Annotated in this window: 18 protein-coding genes; 17 read left to right on the forward strand and 1 reads right to left on the reverse strand. The window is 45.6% G+C overall.

The annotated features are described in order from the left end of the window. The first annotated feature begins 1 nt into the window (after position 1). From G588_RS0101495 to G588_RS23240, 15 genes are all read left to right on the forward strand, one after another. Positions 2–1,600: an ABC transporter substrate-binding protein gene (locus G588_RS0101495; RefSeq protein WP_022776989.1), complete on the forward strand. Its 1,599-nt coding sequence runs from the start codon at positions 2–4 to the stop codon at positions 1,598–1,600. 43 nt (positions 1,601–1,643) lie between these two features. Then, complete coding sequence (locus tag G588_RS0101500) at positions 1,644–2,588, forward strand: ABC transporter permease (protein ID WP_022776990.1); 945 nt, start codon at positions 1,644–1,646, stop codon at positions 2,586–2,588. After that, a complete protein-coding gene (locus tag G588_RS0101505) occupies positions 2,588–3,403 on the forward strand; it encodes an ABC transporter permease (RefSeq protein WP_022776991.1) in 816 nt (271 codons plus the stop codon). The genes G588_RS0101500 and G588_RS0101505 overlap by 1 nt, the downstream gene beginning before the upstream one ends. Then, positions 3,394–4,191 carry an ABC transporter ATP-binding protein gene (locus G588_RS18760; RefSeq protein ID WP_051139895.1) on the forward strand — a complete coding sequence of 266 codons (798 nt, stop codon included), beginning with the start codon at positions 3,394–3,396 and terminating at the stop codon, positions 4,189–4,191. Before G588_RS0101505 ends, G588_RS18760 begins: the two co-directional genes overlap by 10 nt. Before the next feature lie 27 nt (positions 4,192–4,218). After that, complete coding sequence (locus G588_RS0101515; protein WP_026668513.1) at positions 4,219–4,974, forward strand: ABC transporter ATP-binding protein; 756 nt, start codon at positions 4,219–4,221, stop codon at positions 4,972–4,974. A 138-nt stretch (positions 4,975–5,112) separates the two neighbouring features. Continuing rightward, positions 5,113–5,532: a hypothetical protein gene (locus G588_RS0101520; protein ID WP_022776992.1), complete on the forward strand. Its 420-nt coding sequence runs from the start codon at positions 5,113–5,115 to the stop codon at positions 5,530–5,532. Between the two features lie 138 nt (positions 5,533–5,670). Further along, positions 5,671–7,143: a shikimate kinase gene (locus G588_RS0101525; RefSeq protein ID WP_022776993.1), complete on the forward strand. Its 1,473-nt coding sequence runs from the start codon at positions 5,671–5,673 to the stop codon at positions 7,141–7,143. Positions 7,144–7,224: 81 nt separating this feature from the next. Continuing rightward, positions 7,225–8,994: an arginine--tRNA ligase gene (gene argS, locus G588_RS0101530; RefSeq protein ID WP_022776994.1), complete on the forward strand. Its 1,770-nt coding sequence runs from the start codon at positions 7,225–7,227 to the stop codon at positions 8,992–8,994. A 9-nt stretch (positions 8,995–9,003) separates the two neighbouring features. After that, positions 9,004–10,347, forward strand: coding sequence for an MATE family efflux transporter (locus tag G588_RS0101535; protein WP_022776995.1), 1,344 nt, complete (start codon positions 9,004–9,006; stop codon positions 10,345–10,347). Positions 10,348–10,490: 143 nt separating this feature from the next. Continuing rightward, positions 10,491–15,206: an Ig-like domain-containing protein gene (locus tag G588_RS21955; protein ID WP_026668514.1), complete on the forward strand. Its 4,716-nt coding sequence runs from the start codon at positions 10,491–10,493 to the stop codon at positions 15,204–15,206. 204 nt (positions 15,207–15,410) lie between these two features. Then, positions 15,411–15,875, forward strand: coding sequence for a hypothetical protein (locus G588_RS0101545; protein ID WP_022776996.1), 465 nt, complete (start codon positions 15,411–15,413; stop codon positions 15,873–15,875). Beyond that, complete coding sequence (locus G588_RS0101550) at positions 15,872–16,582, forward strand: hypothetical protein (protein WP_022776997.1); 711 nt, start codon at positions 15,872–15,874, stop codon at positions 16,580–16,582. The genes G588_RS0101545 and G588_RS0101550 overlap by 4 nt, the downstream gene beginning before the upstream one ends. 32 nt (positions 16,583–16,614) lie before the next feature. After that, entirely contained in the window at positions 16,615–18,303 is a 1,689-nt protein-coding gene (locus tag G588_RS0101555; protein WP_022776998.1) for a substrate-binding and vWA domain-containing protein, read from the forward strand. A gap of 276 nt (positions 18,304–18,579) precedes the next feature. Further along, entirely contained in the window at positions 18,580–18,816 is a 237-nt protein-coding gene (locus G588_RS0101560) for a hypothetical protein (protein ID WP_022776999.1), read from the forward strand. Between the two features lie 86 nt (positions 18,817–18,902). After that, entirely contained in the window at positions 18,903–19,037 is a 135-nt protein-coding gene (locus G588_RS23240; RefSeq protein WP_022777000.1) for a hypothetical protein, read from the forward strand. Between the two features lie 57 nt (positions 19,038–19,094). Here the strand turns inward: G588_RS23240 and G588_RS0101570 are convergent, their stop codons facing one another. Then, positions 19,095–19,625 carry a TetR/AcrR family transcriptional regulator gene (locus G588_RS0101570; protein ID WP_196804922.1) on the reverse strand — a complete coding sequence of 177 codons (531 nt, stop codon included), beginning with the start codon at positions 19,623–19,625 and terminating at the stop codon, positions 19,095–19,097. A 217-nt stretch (positions 19,626–19,842) separates the two neighbouring features. Between G588_RS0101570 and G588_RS0101575 the strand changes: the two genes are divergently transcribed. Beyond that, positions 19,843–21,330 carry a radical SAM protein gene (locus G588_RS0101575; RefSeq protein WP_022777002.1) on the forward strand — a complete coding sequence of 496 codons (1,488 nt, stop codon included), beginning with the start codon at positions 19,843–19,845 and terminating at the stop codon, positions 21,328–21,330. 18 nt (positions 21,331–21,348) lie between these two features. Next, complete coding sequence (locus tag G588_RS0101580) at positions 21,349–22,191, forward strand: DegV family protein (protein WP_022777003.1); 843 nt, start codon at positions 21,349–21,351, stop codon at positions 22,189–22,191. Positions 22,192–22,407 lie beyond the last annotated feature (216 nt).

The raw sequence follows: 22,407 nt of genomic DNA on the forward strand, positions 1-22,407 counted from the left end.
CATGATCAAAAGAAGTTTTGGCAGAAAGGTTGGCTGCTCACTTCTGACGGTTGTGCTCACAACACTGACTATTGCATTGAGCGGCTGCTCAAGCGACAAGGCAGGAGATTCCGCTAAGGTGGAGGAGAACACCACCACCGATACTGTAGTAACAGAAGCACCTGCAGCTACAGATACAGCGGAGGATCTTTCTAAGCTTATCGTAGGAATACCTCAGGACATTGACGGTCTTGACCCCCACACATCAACAGGGGCAGGAACAAGAGAGGTACAATTTAATATTTTCGAAGGACTTGTTAAGCCCGACGAGAACGGTAATCTTAACCCTGCTGTAGCCAGCGAGTACACAATTTCAGATGACAGCACAGTTTACACATTCACACTGAGAGATGGAGTCAAGTTCCACGACGGAAGCGATGTTACAGTAGAGGATATTAAATATTCTTTAGATCGAGTTAAGGGTAAGGACGGCGAAGAGCCTCTTGTTAAGACCTTTGCTAAGGTCGACAGTGTTAACATTGTTGATGACAAGCACGTGGAGGTTGTACTTAAGGAGGCTGATTCAGACTTTATAACTCAGCTCACAGTTGCCATTTTACCTGCATCCAATGCAGATCCGGCAACCAATCCTATCGGAACAGGCCCATACAAATATGTTTCCAGCTCTCCTCAGGAGAATATCATCGTAACAAGATTCGATGATTATTGGGGAGAGAAGGCGTATATCAAGGACGTTGTTTACAAGATCGAGTCCAACGCAGATGCCATTGTTATGGATCTTGAGGCAGGCTCCATCGATATGTTCTGCCGTATCACAACAACACAGGCAGCGCAGCTTTCAGACAAGTTCCAGGTATATGAGGGAACAACCAATGCGGTACAGGCTATGTACCTCAACAACGCGGTTAAGCCTTTTGACGATGTAAGAGTACGTCAGGCTCTGTGCTATGCAATTGATCCTGCTGAGATCATGGGCTTTGTATCAGACGGTCTTGGAAAAGAAGTCGGAAGTGCTATGTTCCCCGGCTTTACCAAGTACTTCATGCCTGAGCTCAACGATACTTACAATCAGGACATAGATAAGGCTAAGGAACTTCTTGCAGAGGCAGGATATCCCGATGGTTTTGAGTTCACCATCACAGTTCCTTCCAACTACACTCAGCACGTGGATACAGCTCAGGTTATTTCAGAGGAGCTCAAGGCTGTAGGCGTTACAGCCAACATCCAGGAAATCGAGTGGAACTCATGGGTAAGTGATGTTTACACCGGAAGACAGTTTGAGGCAACTGTAGTCAGCGTTGATGCTTCAACACTTTCAGCAACAGCTATGCTTTCAAGATATGTATCCGATGCAAGCAAGAACTTCGTTAATTTCAACAGCCCGGAATTCGATGCTGCTTATGCCAAGGCTGAGGCTTCCACAGATGATGCTGAGAAGACAGCTGCTTACAAGGAATGCCTCACAATCCTTTCTAAAGAGGCTGCCAGCGTATACATCGAGGACCTTCCGCAGCTGGTTGCACTTAACAAGAAATTTACAGGATATACTTATTATCCTCTTTATGTACAGGACATTGCCAAGATAAGACCTGCACAGTAAAATTATTTAATACTATAAAATTTTAATTGCGGGGAATACGCGTATGAGATATATCATTAAAAAGTTTTTTATGATGATTTTAACCCTAATTGTGGTGTCCATATGTGTATTCCTCGCTTTTAATTTAATACCGGGAGATCCGGTAGTCAGAATGCTGGGACTTGAGGCATCTCCGGAGCTTGTATGGCAGACAAGAGAGAAGCTCGGCCTCAACGACCCCTTTATCGTCAGATATTTCAGATGGTTCACATCATTTTTGAGAGGAGATTTCGGAACCTCCTACAGCTACAGCGTTCCTGTGGCAGGAATGATCGCCAACAAGATACCGATCACACTGACCCTGGGACTTATCGCATTTTGTCTTACAGTTATTGTTTCGATTCCACTTGGCATTATTACCGCCAAGCATGAGAACGGTGTCCTTGACAGAATCATCACCGTATTTAATCAGATCATTATGGCTTGCCCGCCATTTTTCTCAGGTATCCTTATTACCTTTGTGTTTGGAATGATACTGAGAGTCTTCACACCGGGCGGCTTTGTATCATATAAAGACGACTTTGGCGGCTTTGTCCGCTATCTTATTTTCCCTGCAGTGGCTATTTCTTTGCCCAAGACAGCCATGACAGTCAAGCTCCTTAGGGGAAGCCTTATTGATGAGGCCGGCAAGGACTACGCCAGAACGGCCTACAGTAGGGGTAACAACACCAACGGCGTTCTCTACAGACATGTGCTCAAGAATGCCATGATACCTGTAGTCACCTTCCTTGGAATGGCTCTTGCGGACATGGTTGCAGGCAGCCTTGTAATTGAGCAGGTATTCAGTATTCCCGGAATCAGCAGAATACTTCTCACAAGTATCAGTAACAGAGATTATCCCGTGGTTGAGGCCATTATTATGGGTATCGCCTCGATCGTAATAGTAATAAATCTATTGGTGGATGTAGTATACAGAATAATCGATCCAAGAATTGAGGCAGAGGACTGATGAAGGATATATCAATTAAAAAGATCTTGAAGGATCCATATCTTACGGCAGGTCTTCTTATCACGGGGATCATTCTAATCATGATAATTGTGGGCTTTTTCTGGATGCCCTATGAACCCACCAAGATGAACGCAGCCGACAAGCTTCAGGGAATATCCGCAAGGCATCTCATGGGCACCGACAACATGGGAAGAGATGTGTTCAGCCGTGTTATGTACGGTAGCAGAGTGACTCTTCTTATCGCCATAGGTACCGTGATCATAGGTGCAGGCACAGGAACCATTATTGGGGCCATAACGGGCTACTATGGCGGTATGCTGGATGAGATCACCATGAGAGTAATTGATGCTCTTTTTGCATTCCCAAGTATCCTCCTGGCGCTGGTAATCGTCAGTGTATTCGGAGTTGGCTGGATTCAGCTGATCGTTTCACTGGGAATCGCCTTTGTGCCAAGCTTCGCCAGAATAGTAAGAGGCGAGGTGCTTCGCTGCAAGAACATGGACTATATCGAAAATGCCAGACTGCAGGGAGTATCGGACCTTAGAATGATATTTGTGCATATCCTTCCGAATATGAAGGGAGTAATGGCTTCATCAATACTTATCGGCTTTAACAATGCTGTTCTTGCTGAGGCAGGACTTAGCTATCTTGGCGTTGGTTCACAGCCGCCTTATGCAAGCCTTGGTAAGATGCTCTCGGATGCTCAGCAGTATATGTTTACGACGCCCAGCTATGTTCTGTGTCCCGGTATCGTCATCGTGCTGATGGTTCTTGGTTTTGCATTTCTTGGGGAGGGAATCAGAAGATGGAAATAATCCTTGATGTAACCGATCTTCATATAGAATTTCATGACCACGACCTTCCTGAGACAGCGGTGGAAGACTTTGACCTGATGCTGGGTAAGGGTGAGATCGTTGGGATAGTTGGCGAATCCGGCTCAGGCAAGAGTATGAGTGCCCTTGCCATAGCAGGTCTTTTATCAAGACATCAGATTAAGAAGACGGGCCGCATCATGTTTGACGGCAACGACCTTCTTACCTGTGACAGAAAGACCCTCAGGCAATATCAGGGAGATGAGATTTCCATTATTTTCCAGGAGCCCATGACATCACTTAATCCGGTTAAAAGAATCGGCTGGCAGGTGGAGGAACCGCTTCTTATCCATCATCCTGAGATCAAAAAAGCCGAGCGCAAGGCCAGAGCAATTGAAATGCTGCGAAGCGTTGGCCTGGATAAGGCCGAGGATATCTATTACATGTATCCCCATGAGCTGTCCGGCGGAATGAGACAGAGAGTCATGATCGCTGCAGCCATGATCGGCAATCCTCAGATACTGATCGCAGATGAGCCCACTACAGCTCTTGATGTAACGGTTCAGGCCCAGATTGTGGATCTTCTTAAGAAAATCAACAAGGAAAGAGGAACCTCCATAATCTTCATATCCCATGACCTCAGCCTTGTAAGTCAGCTCTGCGAGAGAGTTATCGTAATGCAGAAGGGCAGAATCGTGGAGACCGGCAAGACCTCAGTTGTTTTTACAAGACCGATGGACACCTATACCAAGAAGCTTATTGCTGCGATTCCCAAGATCGATCTTGGGTAAAGACAGATTTAGAACGGATGAAAGCATATGGCAGATGAAGTTATTAGAATCTCCGACCTGAACGTTTTTTATAAGAACAGGAAGAGAAAGCTTTTTTCAAAAAAAGAAGATAAAAAAGTACAGGCTCTGTACGGAGTCTCTGTTTCCATGGAGGAAGGCGAGGTTCTTGCAGTAGCCGGAGAATCAGGATGCGGCAAATCAACCCTTGCAAGGGCCATTGTTGGCATCAACAAGGACTACACCGGGGAGATATGGCAGAAATATCCAAGACCTCAGATGGTATTTCAGGATCCTTACAATTCACTTAATCCGGCCAAGACCATAGGGTGGCTCCTGGAGGAACCCTTAAGAGTCGACAAGGAGAGACAGTGGACCAAGGAGGAGAGAAGAGCCAGGATTGAAGAGATAATGAAGGATATTGAGCTTCCGCTTAACATGCTGGAGAGATATCCGTCGCAGCTCTCAGGAGGCCAGAGACAGAGGGTGTGCATAGGAATTGCCCTTATGCGTAACCCCAAGGTGCTGATCGCAGATGAGCCTGTTTCAGCTCTTGACGTTACCATTCAGGCCCAGATCATGGAGCTTCTTACCAATCTTCACAAGAAGCTTGGAATATCCATAATTTTCATATCCCATGACCTTCGCGTTGTGTACCGCATGAGTGATCACGTTCTTATCATGAAAAATGGTCGCGTCGTGGAATATGGCAAGACCAGAGATGTTTACAAAAATCCGCAGGCTGACTACACCAAAGCTTTATTGAAAGCAGCCGGTATAACGTAATATTTATTAAAAAAATCTTAAATTCCGTCAAGCTAAATTGGGATTTAAGATTTTTTTTGTATAATTATATTAAGAAAATGTGGGGGTTATCCGATATATGCTGTGAACACAATCAGGCAAGGAAAGGAGGTAAGGCTTATGGCATTAAACAGACTTGGAAATTACGGCTATAATGCTTATAACATACCACCTGCTGCGGACAGCCTTAGGGTTGATCCTAGACCATCGGTAGCTCCCGAACTTAAGGACAACGAAGCTTCACAGACTCCGGAGGAAAGTCCCAAAAAGGAGATGGATCTCACCGTCTCCGAAGTTCCCGTAAGGGATAACGCTTCTATCGAAAACGTCGCCATTTCCTTTGGTGTTTATGATGCCAATGCAATTGACCTCTTTGGAGAAAAGGGCCTTGCATCAGAGGATATGAGACATGCCATCTCAGGCATGCAAAAGGATCATCTGCTTCATGAATATCAGTATTTTGTAGGCGGTAAGGACCTGGCAGGAAAGAACAGAAACATCATCGCAGGAACAGAGGACGGAATCGTTATTCGCCTGTGATAAGACATATCATAAAAGTATATGTGATGACTCGGAGATACAGTTTTTGTATCTCCTTTTTTATTATGCCGGTTGCAGGCGGTTGTGATAAAAGGTACAATTTGCTGTAGGACTAAAAAATACAATTAGGAGCTTGCTATGCTGAATTATACTGACGGATATACAAGAACCTGCGGACTTATCGGTAATCCGGTGAAACATACGCTGTCACCGCTTATTCATAATGCACTGGCACAGATCAAGGGGATCAATATGGTATATGTTCCCTTCGAGGTTGAACATAGTGATATTCAGGATGCCGTTAAGGGGGCTAAGGCTCTGGATATACTGGGGCTTAATGTTACAATTCCCCATAAGAGTGCGGTGATTCCTTTTCTTGATGATATAGATCCTCTTGCCAAGGGGATAGGTGCGGTCAACACTCTTGTGAGAATACCAGGTGGCGGCTATAAGGGCTACAACACTGATATGACGGGACTCTACAGAGCAATCAGAGAAGAAGGCGTTGAGCTGTCCGGAGAGGCGGTTGTTATCCTTGGAGCCGGCGGCGTGGCAAGACCCGCAGCCTTTCTTAGTGCCAGCAAGGGCGCCAGGAAGGTATATATCCTTAACAGAACCTATGAGAAGGCACAGTATGTGGCAGCAGAAGTTAACAAGGCTGTTGCGGAAATGGGCCTTGAAGATAAATGCACAGAGGATGGCCTTAGCGCAAAAGGTGAGGCAGCTACCTGGGAAGATATCATTATTCCAATGAAGCTTGAGGATTATGGCAGGCTCTATATGCTGGAGGACAGATTTATTGTACTTCAGTGTACGTCCGTGGGACTTTTCCCGGATGTAAACAGCGCGGTTATAGAGGATGAGGAGTTCTACAGACACGTCAGCGCTGCGGTGGATATGGTCTACAGACCTCTTGATACCAAGTTCCTTAAACTTGCTGAGGCGGCAGGTGCCAAGACGGTTTCCGGTCTTAAGATGCTGCTGTATCAGGCGGTGGATGCCTTTGAACTCTGGAACGGCTCGGAAGGAAACGACTTTAAGATCAGCAAGGAGGAAGCAGACGAAGTCTACAGATCTCTTATGCTGGAAGTAATTGGCTCACGAAATATCATCCTTGAGGGCTTCATGGGCTGCGGCAAGACCACTGTTTCAGAGATCCTTGCCGACAAGCTGGAACTGGAGCTTATCGATACGGATGAAGTCATTGTGGATACCGAGAAGAGGAGTGTTAACGAGATATTTGCAGGGGAGGGAGAGCAGTATTTCAGAGATCTGGAGACAGAGCTTCTTCGCACCATTGTGGAGGACCACTGGAGAGAAACAGTGATTTCCCTTGGAGGCGGACTTCCTGTCAGAGAAGAGAACAGAGAGCTTCTTAAGAAGGCCGGCAAGGTTGTGTATTTAAGGACCAGGCCTGAAACTGTATATGACAGGATCAAGGATGACACCACCAGACCTCTTTTGCAGACCAAGGATCCCCTTGTCAGGATAAAAGAGCTTCAGGATGAAAGGCGCGAGATATATGAACAGGCTGCAGACATCGTGGTGGATACGGACGCGCTTACACCTGAGGAAATAGCGGATAAGATCATAAGTCTCCTGGGTCTATAAATAAACGTTGATAGATATGAGCTTTTTTGTTAAAATCTTGTAGGTCTATTGAAAAATTTGGATTCGAAAGAAGGTAAAATTTTGGAAAAAGTACTTGAACTAATATCAAAAGAAGTAGGAGATGCCTTTGAGGCAGCAGGCTATGACAGGGAGCTTGGAAGGGTGACAATTTCCAACAGACCTGACCTTTGCGAATATCAGTGCAACGGCGCTATGGCCGGCGCCAAGAAGTACGGCAAGGCCCCTTTTATCATTGCTGATGAAGTGGCTGCCAAGCTTCAGGATAATGAGATGTTTGAGAAGGTTGATTCTGTTAAACCCGGCTTTCTTAACATTATCGTAAGCGGAGATTTTGCAAGAAGCTACATCGTCAGAATGCTTCATGAGAAGCGCTTTGGCGTGACACTTCCCGGCCATGAGCCCAAGTTCATTATCGACTACGGCGGACCCAACGTTGCCAAGCCTCTTCACGTAGGACATCTTCGCAGCGCGGTTATTGGTGAGAGTATCAAGAGAATTCTTAAATATACAGGAAACAAGGTAATCGGTGACGTTCACCTGGGAGACTGGGGGCTTCAGATGGGACTTGTTATAACAGGTCTTAAGGAGAAAAAGCCTGAGCTGTGCTATTTTGATCCTGATTTTGAAGGAACGTATCCCAAGGAGGCTCCTTTTACCGTAACAGAGCTTGAGGAGATCTATCCTGCAGCCAGCAAGAGATCCAAGGAGGATGAGGCTTTCAAGGCAGAGGCTATGGAAGCAACCAAGCTCCTTCAGGACGGCTACAAGCCCTACAGAGCGCTGTGGCACCACATTCTCAATGTATCTGTTAATGATCTTAAGAAGAACTATAAGAACCTGAACGTTGATTTTGATCTCTGGAAGGGTGAATCAGATGCCCATGAGACAATTCCCGGAATGGTTGAGTATATGAAGTCCCATGGCTATGCTCATGAGAGCCAGGGAGCTCTTGTAGTAGATGTAGCTGAGGAGACAGATACCAAGGAGATTCCGCCTTGCATGATCCTTAAGTCCGACGGAGCTTCTTTGTACAACACAACAGACCTTGCTACCATCAAGCAGCGTATGGAGGGTGAGCACCCTGAGGGAATCATCTACGTTGTTGATAAGAGACAGGAACTCTACTTCACACAGGTATTCCGCTGCGCACGCAAGACCAGACTTGTTATGCCTGAGACAGAGCTTCACTTCGTAGGCTTCGGAACCATGAACGGCAAGGACGGCAAGCCCTTCAAGACAAGAGAGGGCGGCGTTATGCGTCTTGAGAATCTCATCTCCGAGATCGATGAGAAGATGTTTGCAAGGATCAAGGAAGGCAATCCCGAGATCAGCGACGAAGAGGCTAAGAGCACAGCCCACAAGGTTGCTCTTTCAGCTATCAAGTACGGCGATCTCTCCAACCAGCCTGCCAAGGATTATATATTTGACGTTGATAAATTCACTTCCTTCGAGGGAGATACAGGCCCATATATTCTCTACACCATCGTTCGTATCAAATCTATCCTCAGAAAATATGAGGCTGAGGGCGGCAATGTGAAGGAAGCCAAGCTCGGCAATCCCGACAGCCCTGCAATGAAGGAGCTTATGCTGAATCTTACAAGATTTGCCGATGCTGTTGAGAGCGCAGCCAAGGATCTGTCACCTAACAGAATCTGCGGATATATCTATGACCTCAGTAATGCCTTTAACAGCTTCTACCACGGAACCAAGATCCTGTCAGAAGCTGATGAATACAAGAAGAGCAGCTATATCGCACTTCTTGCCGTAACACTCAAGGTACTTGAGACAGGCATCGATCTTCTGGGATTTGATGCTCCTGAGTATATGTAAGGATTTGAAATGGATAAGAAAGAACATCTTTTCAGCAACAGGAAGCTTTTCCTGTTGCTGATTCCTATTATTGCGGAACAATTTCTGAACTCCCTTATGGGACTTGCGGACTCCATGATGGTAAGTAATGTGGGTGCTGCGGCTCTTTCGGGAGTATCTCTTGTAGATTCAATCAATAACCTGGTGGTTCAGGCCTTTAACGCCATGGCTACCGGCGGAGTTATTATATGCGCCACCTATATCGGGCAGAAGGATGTCAAAAGAGCCAATGACGCAGCAAGGCAGGTACTTCTGGTATCAGCGTTTATCTCTTTTTCCCTGATGTTCATATGTCTGATATTCAGAAAAGGGCTGTTATCCCTCATATTTGGAACAATCGATGCGGATGTTATGGACGCCGCAAGCATTTATTTCCTGCTGACGATAATGTCCTATCCGGGGATATCCCTGGCAGCGGCGGGGAGCGCTATTTTCCGTGCTCAGTCCGACACCAGGCTTCCCATGAATGTGGCCATAGTATCCAATCTTTTGAATGTGGCGGGAAATGCCCTTTTGATATGGGGATTTGGTCTTGGAGTATACGGCGCAGCGCTGGCTACTTTGTTTTCCAGAATCTTCTCAGCGGTGGTGCTGCTTACACTTCTACGAAAGAAGGACAGGCAGATATCCGTAAGAGCATATCACAAGATAAGGCCCGATATGCCCAAGATCAAGAATATCCTGGCCATGGGCATTCCAAACGGAATAGAGAACTCCATGTTCCAGTTCGGTAAGCTGGCAATCCAGTCTTCGGTATCACTTCTTGGAACCGCAGCCATCGCAGCTCAGTCCATGACCAATATTTTTGAGAATGTCAACGGCGTTGCGGGAATAGGTGTCGGTATCGGACTTATGACCATTGTTGGACAGTGTCTTGGCGCAGGAAGAAAAGACGAGGCGGTGTACTATACCAAGAAGATGGTACTCTGGGGATACATTGCAATACTTGCCAGCTGCCTTTTTACCTATGCGATTGCAAGACCTGTCACTATGCTGGCAGGGATGCAGGAAGAGAGCGCCAAGCTGTGCATCTATATGCTGGGCTGGATTACCATAGCCAAGCCTCTTTTGTGGGCGCCTTCCTTCGTTACTCCTTATGCGATGCGTGCTGCCGGAGATGTTAAGTTCTCCATGCTGGTTGCAACGCTTACCATGTGGCTCTGCAGGGTAACCCTTGCAACCTTTCTCATCAGAGTGATGGGATTCGGGGCAATGGGCGTATGGATCGGCATGTTTGCTGACTGGTTCATACGAGGAATTATTTTTACCATAAGATTTAAGAGTGGAAAATGGATCCACAAAGTAATTGATTAAAAAAAAATAAACATACTAAAGTGCCAAAGTAATATTGCCGAAATACAATTAAAAGTTGGGCGACTTTAAACACAAGATTTTTTGCGAGAATATCCAAAGCTTTTACTTAGGGAAAACTTTCTTAGAGAAGGAGACAAGAGTTTATGGAGAGACGGATTCTCGCAGCGTTGTTGGCAGTATCTTTGGCATTTTCCTATTCAGGTACGGCTTCGGCTTCCGATATTTTGATCGAGGAAGAGTTATCTGAAGAGCAAGACCTTACAGGGATAGATGAGTCGGAGGAGGTTATTTCCGACGAAGAGGTTGATGTGATCTCCGCATCAGAGGGAGATGATACGGAGTTTGACGATACAGAATATGAATTATCGGCTGAGGAAGAGGACATATCTGACCCGGCTGATTCTGATGAGATCATTCCGCCGGGGGGCGCCATGGAAGTGGAAGAACCCATGGAAGTGGATGATCCTGTTCTTGATGAGGAAATATTTACGGATTCTGCCGGCCTTATGTCGATAGAACCCGTTACTTCTGCGCTTTCATCTGCCTATATTCCGGGCACCTTACCAAACTTAAGAAATCAGTCTCCATATGGAAGCTGCTGGGCTCATGCATCGATGGCTCTTGCTGAGATGAGTCTTATAAAGCAGGGGATTGTAAGTAAAGATGTGGATCTTTCGGAACTTCATCTTGCTTATTTTTGTTATAACTCTGTAACGGATCCCTTGGGAGGAACCCAGGGAGACAAAAACCAGGCGATACTTGAAAGCGGCAGCACGCTGCTGGACCGCGGTGGTTCTGCGGAGTTTGCCCAGAATGTTCTCGCATCCTGGACCGGAGCTGCTGACGAAGATACCGCTAATTACAAGGACATGGCAGGTCAGGCCAACGCCGGAGGGCTGGATTCGTCAATAGCCTACGAGGACGCAGCTCACCTTACTCATTATTTTGAAACAAATCTGAATACCTCCAATATAGAGAACGTCAAGAAACTGGTTGCCCAGTGCGGCGCTGTATCAGTGGGTTATGGAGCCATTAACTCAAGAAAGACAGCCATCAGTAATGGGGTATACAACAGCACCTACAATTCTTACTATAACCCCAACGCTCAGAATGCCAACCATGAAGTTACGATCGTGGGCTGGGATGATGATTTTCCCAAGAGCCATTTTACCAACGCTCCTGCGGGCAACGGTGCCTATCTTGTAAGAAACAGCTGGAAAGAAGGCAATTACAGTAATATGCAGGATTATTACGGGTATTTCTGGATGTCCTATTATGAGCCTTCACTTACCGGCAAGGCTTTTGCAGCTGTATACGATGCAGCAGATAAGTATGACAACAACTATCAATACGACGGCGGAATGGCAACCTCACAGGCTTATGACTGCTCAAAGGCTGCAAATGTTTTTGAGATCAGCGGAAACAGTGATATAGAAGAGCTTCAGGCCGTATCCTTCTACACCGCAAGCTCAGATGTGGACTATACCGTTAAGATATATGTCAATCCCGATAGCAGTCAGGGACCTGAGAGCGGAATATATGTGCCTGAGTGTACCACCACGGGAAAAACAACCTTCGCAGGATATTATACGGTGCCTCTTGAAAATTCCGTTATGCTGGACCACGGAACCCGCTTTGCTGCAGTTGTGGAATTGTCCGATTCCGGGAGAAATGCTTCCTTCGGAGCGGAGTATGGCTACACCGGTTCCTGGTACAAAACGACGGTAAGCTCAAGCAGTAACCAGAGCTATATTTATACCAACAACAGATGGGTTGATTACAAGGTAATCAATAGCTATTTCCGTCAGGGAAATATCCGAATCAAAGCATTCACCAAGAACTGCGTATCATATTCGGTGCCTGTGATAACGCCTGTAACGGTGACTTTTGATGCCGGTTCGGGAAGTGTATCGGTATCCGAGATTACAGCAATACCCGGAAATGAGTATGGTGACCTTCCGGAAGCAGTAAGAACCGGGTACATCTTTGACGGCTGGTACACAGAGAGAACAAACGGAAGCAAGGTTACTTCAGCCTCAACGGTGATAAGTGAGAATCACACGCTGTATGCCCACTATACACCGATAACCTACAAGATCATCTACAATGCCAACGGTGGAACGGGATCCATGTCTCCATCAAGCGCTGTGTATGACACAAACGTTACATTGACTGTAAATGGTTTTACCAGAGACAGATATAACTTTATTGGATGGAATACAAGGGCAGATGGTCAGGGAACATCCTATGGCGACAAAGCGGTTGTTAGGAATCTGCTGTCAACTCAGAATGCCGGCATAACACTGTATGCGCAGTGGGAGGCTGAGCCTGAACCTGAACCCGAGCCAGAACCTGAGCCGGAGCCTGAACCCGAGCCCGAACCTGAGCCGGAGCCCGAACCTGAACCGGATCCTACACCGGCTCCGGATCCCACACCGGCTCCGGATCCTACACCAGACCCAGAGCCTGACCCGGAACCCGCACCTGAGCCCGGTTCGGATTTTACACCAAGTCCTACACCGACACCGACACCGGATCCCACACCGGCTCCGGATCCTACACCGGACCCAGAGCCTGAACCCGAGCCTGAGCCTGAACCTGAACCTGAGCCAATCCCCGATCCGGATCCGATAGTAGATAAATACATCGTTATAAGGGACGATGCCTACAGTGATCTGTCAGGATTCGACATGCTGACAGGAAGAAGTAAGACTCTGCATGTGGAATTCAGCAATGGTGATTCATATGACGGCAGAGTATATTGGAGCAGTGATAACGCTAACGTGGCAACTGTAAGTACCGGTGGTACAGTAGCCGCCAAGATGCCGGGGAGTGCGACAATACAGGCAGTCAGTGCGGACGGAGAATACAGTGCTGTAGCTTCCGTAAATGTTAAACTGGCAGCAACCGGAATCAAATTGGATAAAACTACAGTATCTCTGGGCGTAGGAGAGAGTGCGGTCATAAGCGCAGCTATCCTTCCTGCTGAAGCAGAGCAGAAGCTTGTATGGAGCTCTTCAGATACCGCAGTTGCCCTGGTGAATCAAAGCGGAGAAGTGAGCGCAGTTTCTAATGGGCAGGCAACCATAACGGTGGCCACCACAGACGGAACCGGAGTTACCGGAACCTGCATTGTAACTGTGGGCAAAGCTGTTGAGAGCGTAAGGATAGAGGACGGCGGAGCTGTATCGGTAGCAGCCGGCAAAAATCTCAAACTCAGCGCAGTATTAAGCAGCGAAGATGAAGATGCTTCTTTGAACAAAGCCTATACCTGGGAAGTTAAGGGCGGCACCGGTTTTGCAACCATCAAATCCGACGGAACCCTCACAGGTGTTAACGAAGGAACGGTTACGGTAACACTTACCGCAGCCAACGGCGTATCTGATTCCAAAGAGTATTTTGTATATGTTCCCGTCAAAAAAGCGGTGATGCTGCAGTCAAGCGTTGTCATCTCCCCGGGAAGTAGCTATGCCCTTGGAGTAAACATAGTTCCTACAGTAACAAACGCAAGTGAAGGAGGACAGGCAACACTTGAATCCGGCGTAAAATGGAGTATTGACGCCGCATATTCCAAGTATCTGACTGTTGATGAGGAAACAGGTGTCGTTACTGCGGGAGAGCTGATAAAGAGCAATATTCCCGTCAAGGCCACCTATAAACCTTATGGCGCAGCAGCCAAGACCCTGACCTGCAAGGTATCTGTCAAGAACCAGACTTTCAGTGGATTTAGCCTAAGTCAGAGCAGCGTATCCCTGACAGGTGGCAAGCAGGCTACGGTAAATGCCAGGTTTTCTCCTGTTGTTCCCAAAGAGGGCGGCGTAACCTGGAGCATTGCAGAGGGCGGAGATTATATTGAGATAAGTGACAGCTCCGATGCCTATATCACGATAAAGGCACTTCCTACAGCAGTCGAGAGAACTGCGGTTATCATTGCTACAGCCAAGGCAGATCCCGAAAAGACAGCCAAATGCACCATAACCATCAAGCCTGAGGCTGAGTCCATAAAAGTATATAAGGACCAGCTTGATATCACAGGCGGCAAGTTTGACCTAGCCAAGGGAACCGCTAAGGCCCTGAAGGTAAGTGTACTGGCACTTGATGGATTATCCCCGGCAAGTAACCAGAAGGTTGTCTACAAAGTTGATAATGCCTCTGTTGCCACTGTAGGAACCAGCGGTAAGGTAACAGCCAAGAATAACGGAACCGCCACTATTACAGTGATATCTGCTGAAGATGGCGCTGTTTTTGCCACCTGTACGGTGAATGTAGTCACTCTGTCATTAGACAAGACTGATGCCGTAATGGGACTTAAAGACGGTAATAATACCCTTACAATAAGCCCTATGGGCGTTACAGAGGATACTGAGCTTGTATGGACCATAAGCGACGCAGCAAGGGTTAAGGCCCATCTTGAGGAGAATGGTGAACAGCTTAAGTCTCTTGAAGGAAAAGGAACAGCCAAACTCGTTATTGAGGGTGTTAACTCAGGCAAGATCAAGGTTACAGCCTGTGTAAAAGGAACCAACAAGAAGGCTTATTGCACCGTTACCATATATTCACATGTAACAGGCCTTAAGATAAGCGGACTTGGAAATCCGGTTTCCGATGAAGACTTCGATTATATCAAGTCGATCAAAAAAGGAAAGACCTCTACAATAAAAGCGACACCGGAGTATTACAAATATACCGGTAAAAAATATGTACTTAGCACAGCGGTGACTTATAGAAGCAGTAATCCCGAGATAGTGACGGTATCAGATGCCGGCAAGATAGCGGGAATAAGTCCCGGCATAGCCTACATCACCATCACCACTGTTGATGGCGGATTTAGCAAGGTAGTAAAGGTTACTGTCAAATAAAAAGCATATTGCCAAATGTCCGGAAAAGGGGCGTCTTACAGACGTCTCTTTTTTGGTGAATTACGAACATTTATTTCCAATAAATTGTTATTTATTATAGACCTGCCTGATTTTATGATTATTATCAGATAATCCCTTTTTATTACTGCAAAAATGTTCAAAATCCATTATAATATTCCACGTGTGATTAAGAGGATTACTTGGATGATGAACCAGACAGAAATTACTTTTTTACAAAAGAAAATCGCAGATTATCCCGAGAGAATAGCAAAGCTCCAAAAGAGACAGGAGATGATAGCTATCCCCGCAGCAACAGAGATAGACGCAGCGATCAAGGGGCTGAACGCCTATATCATTCAGCTGACGGCTACTAAGAGCGCCTTCGACAAGATTGAAGCAGAGGCGGGGGAAGATACAGATAAGCTGATGAGACTATCTGAGGAATATTCTTCGCAGAACGGTGATGTTCCCGAGACCTGCAGATTAAGTCTTGTGCAGATACAGCATATTCTCATGACAGTGAAGACACATACAGCATCGCTGGGAGAACTTATCGACAATGCTGCCTCTGCCAGAGAGAAACTGGAACTTGCCCGTAAACACAAGAAGACTCTTGATGTGGTCAATCTTTTAAGAATGATAGAAAAGGGAGACGGATACAGGTTATGAAAAAAGAAAATTCCATGAAAAATGCCATATTGGGCGGAGGCTTGTTTGGAGCAGGCTTGATATCTACCGTGGCCCTTAATATGAACTCTACAGATATCATAATAACAGCCGGAATTCAGGCACTAAGGATGTCAGTTATTGCAGGAGGCGCAGTAACAATTGTAGGCGCAGCCATGGCAGCGATAGCCACAGCTTCCATAATAGGCGAGAAGAAAAAGAATGCGCAGTTCATGGCTAAGGATATTGAAGCCAAGGAAGAAGCCATCCGCAAAAAGAAAGAAGACGTACGAGGACTTGTCACAGGCCTTATGCAGGAGGAAGAGAATTTTGTTCCTGTTGGGCAGATCCTTTTAAAAGAGATGGATGACATGGACGAGTTCGCCGAAAGAAGCGACAAGCTCTTTGAGTTTAATGATATGAAGGAATTTGAGAGTATGAAGGAGATCATCTCTCAGGCCAAGACGGCTCTTTATCACAACTGCCGCGGAATAGTCAATCTCTATGTTGCCCTTGAAACCTCGGATGAATTCGTTACCGAGAGCCGGAAGATCCTTGACAGCAACAAGGAGATAAGGGACAACGCCAAGAAATTCCTGCTGGAGCTTGCACGCTATACCAATGAGCAGAATGAAGATACCGATGCGGTAACAATGATTCAGGATTATGCGGATGCCATAGGGCAGTCCCTGAGACATACCTATAACTAAATTGCCATTTCACATATAGGAGGAGTAATACTATGAAAATGAAAAGATTTTTAAAGGGCGCAGCAGCTGCAGTTCTTGCTCTATCAATGACAGCCTGCACCACAGACAATGTAACAGTCAATAACACCCAGACAAGTGCTCTTAGCTATGATGATGCGGTCAAAGAGCTCAACGCCTTCGTCAAGAACATCAATCCTCAGACGGTTTCAGCGAGACTTGATGTTGACATGGAGGAGGCTTCAGTTGCTGATTCACTGGCAGATATCGATATCTTTGATATGATGCTTAAGGGCAACGGCGAGATCAACCTTGAGATTGCAGCGCCTTCTGAGTTCAGCGGCTCTGCATATCCTGATGAGTGGCTGGTTGCAGTCGGTGAGAAATTCAACAAGGAAGGAATCACTGTAGATGGTAAGAAAGTTACCGTTTCCGTAAGAAAGATCTCATCAGGTGAGACCCTTACTTATATCGCAGAGGGTGGTTATGAGCCTGATCTTTATATCCCTTCCAATACAATGTGGGGTGACATGCTGGATGCCAGCGGCGTCAAGACAGTTAAGCTGGCTGACAGGATCGCAGGTAACACAGCCGGAATCCTGATGTCCAAGGATGCCTATGACAGCTACCATGAGAAATACGGAGAGGTTACCGTGGACGGCGTTCTGAAGGCAGCAAATGCAGGAGATCTCGTTTTTGCATATACCAATCCTTATACTTCCGCAACAGGTATGAACATTCTGTGCTCAATGCTGTACGCTTTTGATAATTCCAATCCTCTTTCAGACAAGGCAGAGAAAGAGCTTATCGCATATCAGGATCATGCACCTACAGCAGCTTATACAACTTCAGTTCTTAAGGCTTCCGCATCCAAGGGTATCATAGATGCCATGGTAATGGAGGAGCAGACCTATATCAATACCAAGTCCCTTAAGGATTATGTATACACACCCGCAGGTGTTCGTCATGACCATCCCGTGTATACTTTTGGCTGGGTGAGTGATGAGAGACAGGAAGCAGCCAAGTTATTCGTTGATTACTGCTTATCTGATGACAGCCAGAAGATGGCTACAGAGCGTGGCTTCAATCTTCATGAGGATTATGTATCTCAGGACTATGGAATGAAAGGCTCAGATTACCTTGCAGCCCAGAGAATCTGGAAGACCAACAAGAACGGTTCCCGTCCCACCATCGCAGTTTTTGTAACCGATATTTCAGGCTCCATGAACGGTACCAGAATCAATTCCCTTAAGTCTTCACTGCTTAACACAATGCAGTATATTGATGCCAGCAGCTATGTAGGACTTGTAAGTTACAGCGACAAGGTATATATCAACCTTCCCGTTAAGCGTTTTGACAACAAGCAGAGAGCATATTTCAGCGGTGCGGTCAAAGACCTTGAGGTAGGCGGACAGACAGCAACCTATGATGCAGTACTTGTAGGAATGAACATGCTTCTGGAAGCTTCCAAGGAAGTGCCCAATGCCAACATGATGCTCTTTGTTCTTTCAGACGGAGCTCAAAACGCAGGCTACAAGCTTGAGAGAATCACACCTATCGTTGGCGGACTCGGAGTATCTGTTTACACCATCGGTTATGAGATGGAAGATTCCGACAAGAAGGAACTTCAGACACTTTCAGGAATCAACGAGGCTGTATGTATTGACGCCGACGCAGACGATATCGTAAATGAGCTTAGAAATCTCTTTAATGTAAACATGTAACACCAGGGTAATAAGTCTTCCCGAATGCCAAGCTCGCTTGGCAATTCGAGGAAGACTTTTTTACCCGCCAAAACACGAGGAAAAAAGCAGGGGTTAGGGGCCCCGCGATTTCCGAGTGGTTTGTAGGAGTGCGAGAATGCGAAGCATGGAGCAATCCGGGGTGTTACATGTGTGTAAAGGGACTCAAAATTTTTTTGCCACATTTTTATTTCCTTCGTATAAATAAGAGAGTAAGAAAATAAACAAAAAATACCGTTAGAATTGGAGGAAAATAAAATGTCAGAGATAATCATGGTAAAAGATAATGAACTTGAAAATATCGCAGGCGGCGCAGCAGGAACTGCTTCAACACCAAGATTTGCCATCGGAGATAAGGTTATGCTCCTTATTTACCCCGAATTTGGAGTGGGCACTGTCATGAATGTATATATGCAGGCATCAATGTGGAAATGTGTTGTAAGATTTGATTCCGGTATGATAGATGCTTCTGATATCGAGTTCATTCCTGCATAAAAAAACTAAAAATCATGTAAATTCTAAAGCCGCCAACCGTGCGGCTTTTTCATGGGAGGATACATGATTAAAGGAGGTTTATCGCAGTGGGATTAAATGATCTCGGCAGTATATTAACTAAAGCGGGTTCTACGCTCAAGGATTCCGCGATTCGAAGTGCTCAGGCCATTAAGCTTGAGCAACAGATCACAACACTTAAACGTGAGATTCCTTGCCATTAACGACCTTGCCGGCTTCATCATCTGATGACAATCATCAAATTATCATCAACATTTGTTTTATGACAGTTTTTTCAATGTGTTATCAAACATTTCTACGCATATATCAGCCATGCGCTGTTCGCTTTCCTGCATCCCTTCTCTGAACCAGCTGATAAGTATCTGGAAAAAGGCTGCTTCTAAAGCAAGCCTGATGTATTTGATCTCTGTATCTGTTGTAGGATACAGAAGTTCTGATATGGACCTGCCGGAAAAGAGCTCACGTTTCAATATACCTGCCTGATCAAACAGGGCAATGGTTTCTTTATCCTCGCGGATGGTACGGAAAACATCTTCAAACCACTGATGAGGATTCTCATGCAGTTCTGGTTTTTCACAAATTTCTGCTATGCTTTTTATCAGTCTGTTACCGAGTTCATGCAAAATATCTTCCTTGTCAGTATAGTTGCGGTAGAAGGCAGTACGTGAAACTCCGGCACGACGCACGATCTCACTGACAGTGATCTTTTCATACGGGTGTTCGCCCATTAGGTGCATCAGCGCAAGCTGAAGGCATTCTCTGGTCAGCTGGTTAGACTCTTTGTTATTCATTCGCAGAACTTCTTTTTTCTGCATTTCTGTCAAAGGTTCTTTTGTGGCAGTCATATTTCTTTTCCTCGCCGTTACAAAATATACGATTATGTAACATCGCTCCAATTGGCACTGTTACTGTCATGTCCGAGAGTAGAGCCGTTGTATTACATTTCTTGCGGCGTTACACTTGTAACATCAAAACGATTGTAACACATAGCGGGGAGGAATAACAAGTATGGAATTAGTAGAAAACTTATCTCACAAAGCGCAGAGACAGGCATTTAGCCTATTGATTGATAGATTTCTTGCAAATCTCGACAAAGCTGAGAACAGAACAGAAACGTATTTAAAACTCGTAGATCAGGCAGAGAAATTCTGGGGGAAAGATGGAGCAAGAAAGGACAAGCTTGATCAGGTAAGAGCAGCTTTCAAGGACCCTGACAATAGATGGGTCAAGTTTATAAATAAAGTAGTTGATGAGACAGATCCTCATGTTGCCAAGATGACAATGCTCAACCTTGGTTATGAGGCCTTTTTCAGAGGTACCAAGATGATCAGGGCAAACAGAGAAAAGTACGGATGCAATATCCCATGGCTTATTCTATTTGATCCTACAAGCGCCTGCAACATGCACTGCCAGGGCTGTTGGTCCGGTACTTATGGTCCTAAGCATAATCTGTCTTTTGAAGATATGGATAAGATTGTTACCCAGGGAAAAGAGCTTGGTGTTTACCTATACATGATGACAGGCGGAGAGCCACTTGTAAGAAAAAAGGATGTACTTCGCCTTGCTGAAAAACACAATGATGTTGAGTTCTCTATTTTTGACAACTCCACTTTAATTGATGAGGACTTCTGTAAGGAAGTTGTAAGACTTGGAAATATCACGTTCCAGCTTTCTATCGAGGGTACTCCTGATACAAATGATGCGAGACGTGGAATTGGTCATTATGACGCTGCAATGAAAGCCATGGACCTGTTTAAGAAATACGGAATTGTCTATGGAACTTCCATCTGCTATACAAGAAATAATATCGAGGCAGTAACTGACCCTAAGTTCATCGAGTTCATAGCTGAAAAAGGCGCAAGATTCGGATTCTTTTTCCACTATATGCCAGTAGGAAATAATGCGGTACCAGAGCTTATGCCTACTGTAGAGCAGAGAAGAAAGATGGTAGATCAAATCAGATACCTTAGAAGTGACAAGTGCGATATAGGGTTCTTCCCTATGGATTTCCAGAATGATGGAGAGGCAGTTGGTGGCTGTATCGCTGGCGGAAGAAACTACTTCCATATCAATTCAAGTGGAGATGCAGAGCCCTGCGTATTTATCCACTTCTCCAACACTAATATCCATACTCATTCAATACTTGAGATGCTTCAGAGTCCTCTTTTCATGGAATATCACAAGGGACAGCCATTCAATAAGAATCATTTGAGACCATGCCCGATGCTTGAGAATCCTGAGCTCCTTAGAGAGATGGTCGCAAGATCCGGAGCCCATGGCACCAATGAAGAATCAGAGGAAAGCGTTGAACACCTCTGCGCAAAGTGCGATAATTATTCAAAAGAGTGGGGACCTGTAGCAGATGATATCTGGGCTCGCCAGAAGCACTATAGAAAAGCATACGAAAACTATGCAAAAGAAAATATAGAGAGCGCAGAAAAGCTGGAATTTCCTGAGGTTCATAAAAAAAATAAAAAGGAAAACAAAGGCGCGTAATTGCTTGGGGGAAAGAAAATGATAAAAATACTGTCAGATAGTACTTGTGATCTGTCAAAGGAACTGGTTCAGAGATACAACATAGGAATAATTCCGCTTTATGTAAGACTAGGAGATGAGGAGTACCTGGATGGCGTCAATATTACTCCTGAACAGATCTATAAGTGGTCTGATGAACATCGGGAAACGCCCAAGACAGCAGCAGCCAGCATTGAAGATATCTCAAAATTCCTGGATCCTGCGGGTTCGGATGAATATATTGTTTTTACTATATCTTCGTCCATGTCAGTAAACTTCAATAATGTAAGGCTTGCGGCGCAGGAACTTGGCATGTCTGACAGAGTTCATGTCATAGATTCAGCCAATCTTTCCACCGGAGTTGGCCTGTTGGTAGTATATGCGGCAGAACTGGCTAAAGAGGGAAAGGCAGCTAAAGAAATTGTTGAAGAGATAGAGAATACCAGGGATAAGGTCAGAGCAAGTTTTGTAATCGATACCCTTGTCTACCTTCATAGAGGTGGTCGCTGTTCGGGGCTTGCAGCCTTCTTTGGTACGACATTAAAGATCCATCCACGCATTGCAGTAACTGACGGAGCAATGCACCCGGAAAAGAAATATCGCGGATCCAGCAGACGCTATGTGCTTGATTATGTCAAAGACATGGAGGCTGATCTAGAGAATGCCAGACCTGAGCGTGTGTTCATAACCCATTCAGGATGCGACAGGGAAGTTGTTGAAGCTGTAAGAGAGTATCTTAGCGGCCTCGGCGTGTTTAAAGAAATCCTTGAAACCCGCGCAGGAAGCGTTGTTTCATCTCATTGTGGTCCAGGAACATTGGGAGTACTGTTTATCTCAAAATGATGGGAACAAAGGATTTGTTATTGTGGCATGAGAGCGAGTTTTTAATATTTATTACCGGTTTTCATTGGCTGATCGGGAATATTACCTGTTTTCGGAAGAATTACGGGTAATATTTTTCTTTTTCCAGGGAATATTTCCAAGTGACGCCGGCGGAAGAGATTGCGGGGGTGACGAGCAAGCTGCGATGCAAATTAGCAACGCCAGAAGACACAAAAA

This window comes from Butyrivibrio sp. AE3009 (genome assembly GCF_000420845.1).
In the GTDB taxonomy this organism is placed as follows: Bacteria; Bacillota; Clostridia; order Lachnospirales; family Lachnospiraceae; genus Butyrivibrio.